Source organism: Alicyclobacillus sp. SP_1 (genome assembly GCF_024706985.1).
Taxonomy (GTDB): domain Bacteria; phylum Bacillota; class Bacilli; order Alicyclobacillales; family Alicyclobacillaceae; genus Alicyclobacillus_I.
On record NZ_JAMCCX010000078.1, the window covers coordinates 1 to 2768 of the forward strand.

Below are 2768 nucleotides of genomic sequence, written 5' to 3' on the forward strand. Positions count from 1 at the left end.
GTCTTGTTCCAAAAGAGCTAAAAACCCTTGCAGGGACTACGATTCTGGCTGTTTTCGTATAGTGAACTTCCGATTAATCATATCCTTCACATCATTCAAGGAGTTAAAATCTAGTATACTCTGTTACCCCCTGCACTGAATCTATTCCATAAGTTATAATTCGTGTACGTGCTTGACAAATCCTGCCAAATAAAGAGCCGTTTGTTTATCAGCACATTGCCGGATATATCCGGCTAACGTTTAAGCGGCGCAACCTGATTTTTTCACCTTTACTGCCGAATTAGTCGTCCGTATCTGTCACAATTCAGGGAGGATTTAATTTGAAGATAACTGGTTTTCACGCGAATAACTATCTTTCCTTTCGGGATTTTCATTTAGAGGACATAGATCAAAATTTAAACATTTTGGTCGGACCAAACGGTGCCGGAAAAAGCAACGTGCTTTATGCGATAGAACAAGTCGCGGAATCCGCTAGCGACGAGGTCTCAATTGAAGAATTCAGGCTAAATTGTAACTTCAACGATGTCGATGACTTTGCTGAGATTGCACTTGACGTTGAATTTAATGATGAGAACGAGCAATCACTATTAGCGCACTATATTTGTTACAGCTTGTTCTCGCAGAGCGGGCTACAGAATTTACTGGCCAGCGGTACTAACCTGGCGAATCAGCTAAACCGTGACAAATTACGCATTTTTGTGGACTATATGGAGAAGCAGGTCCTCGGCAGCCCCTCACTCTTGGGAGTATATGCCGGAAAAATTTGTGTGAAACTTTCAAATGCGCTTCATCCGTCCTTCTCTGTATACTATCGCTTTCAGTCACACGGACAGGAATTTTTCTGGTACCTACATGGAAGTTACAGCAATGTAATTGGCATAAATCGATTCAAAAATCGTTCCGAAAGTTGGTCGCAACAGGAGATTTGGAATGCATGGATGAAGTCCATGGGTGAGGACACAACAATGGCGCTAAAACAGTGGCTTACTAACGAACGTGATGAGATTCCTCAAATAGCCTTTGACTTTACGTCAATAATTTCTCAAGGAGATACGTCGTCTCTGTATTCCCTGGGAGGAATGAACAACCATATGGGTAGTGATCCAGAGCTCCCGTCCTATATGTATTTGCGAAAATCACTTGGAGATATCAATGAATCCACGAGTCCTATTCAATCCGCGAGTGTATTCAGGCACATCTTCCGAGATACGGTAATTAAAACAGCAAATATCCACGTGGAACCGAGAAAAAAGTTTGATTACACAGAGTGGGATAACCCTAGTTCTTCACTACTTGATGGTAGCGGTCTAGCATTACATCTATTTCGTCTAAAAAATGGCTCTAAATCAGAGCGAGAAGAATTTAGACGAATCTGTAATGGCTTCTCAAAACTGACGAATGGCCGAAAGTTGGACGTGCAACTTAAAAATGTTGTGGAATACACGGATTCCTTGACTACATTTCGTAATCCATTACCTCGAATTCGCCTCAAACCAATTCAAAAGAGCACTAGTACTGTTCCTACTCGGGAATCGAAAGCAACTTTGCATTTGGAAATCATCACCTTGGATCAACATGAGCGCGAATTTCCCATTTCTCGCAGTGGTGCTGGAATATTCGAATTAGCGTTTCTGTGTGCTGTACTCTCCGTGTCAAAAAGTCACATCATTTTGTTGGATGAACCCGGAGTGCACGTTCACCCACGTATTCAGCGACAACTTGCAATGCTGTTTGAACAAGCAGGTGCCCAAATATTCGTTGCGACCCATTCACCATACCTCATATCATCTAAAACACTCAAGAATACTAGACGAATCCACATGGATGCAGGGTGCAGTAAAGTTAGTTCGGCATTCCGACCCTCAGATAACCCAAACTATAGACTCAAGAGTGAGCAAGCGTTTGAAAGAAACACCAACCGAGCCAATGCTCTTTTCTCAGACTTAGCAATATTAGTGGACGGCGAATCGGAATACCACGCTTTACCAATTTGGTTTACAAAGTATCTTGAAAAGAAGAAGAATGGAATAGAGGAATCCCTAAGTTATGGCGGAATGGTGTTTGAAGATTTTAATATATCCCTCCTCCATGTCGACGGAAAGAAAAACAACCCGTCATATCTTCGATTCGTCACTGCCTTTGATGTGAGGTGGATGCTATTGTGTGATGGTGATTCTCTAGGTGCCAACGATAATATTGTTAGACAGCTTAAAGAATTCGAAATCGACATCGAAGATGGAATGAGTTTTTGTGAAACGAAAAAAGAACTTTGGAACAAAAACGTATTCGTACTGGGACATAGTGAGCTAGACAATTTTGAGAGCATTGAGGAAGTTAAACCGTTCTTGGACCAAGCCAAAGAAAAGTTTGGAAATAGCAAGGCACGACAAGCTCAATGGATTGCCGAACAGACAGGATGTCCCGAAGTGCTAATCGATATCTTCGACCGAGTTATCCAGTTGCTCCCCAATGTATAGTCCGTCCATCCCAAGAGCGAAGACAACCGCCTGAGTAAATCGTCAGGCGGTTGTACCGTTACTTATCGGGTTTTTATTTGTTCCCAAAACGAGCACCTCTCTCCGGGGCGAATACCAGCAGGACGAACGTATCTTGGAAATTCAACACGAAAATATATATGCGGTCACGAGCGCTGCATTAATGTTTCCATAATGTTCATAGGATTCGGTGATTTGTGTCCCACGACAATTAAAAAGTCCCTTATCATGGAGGACAGGTAGCACTGTCCAAATCCACGAGAAGGAACCATT

General features: G+C 42.4%; 1 protein-coding gene. It reads left to right on the plus strand.

From position 1 onward, the window contains the following. The first annotated feature begins 320 nt into the window (after positions 1–320). A complete protein-coding gene (locus M4I36_RS14795; RefSeq protein WP_258112531.1) occupies positions 321–2477 on the plus strand; it encodes an AAA family ATPase in 2157 nt (718 codons plus the stop codon). The last annotated feature ends 291 nt before the right edge of the window (positions 2478–2768 follow it).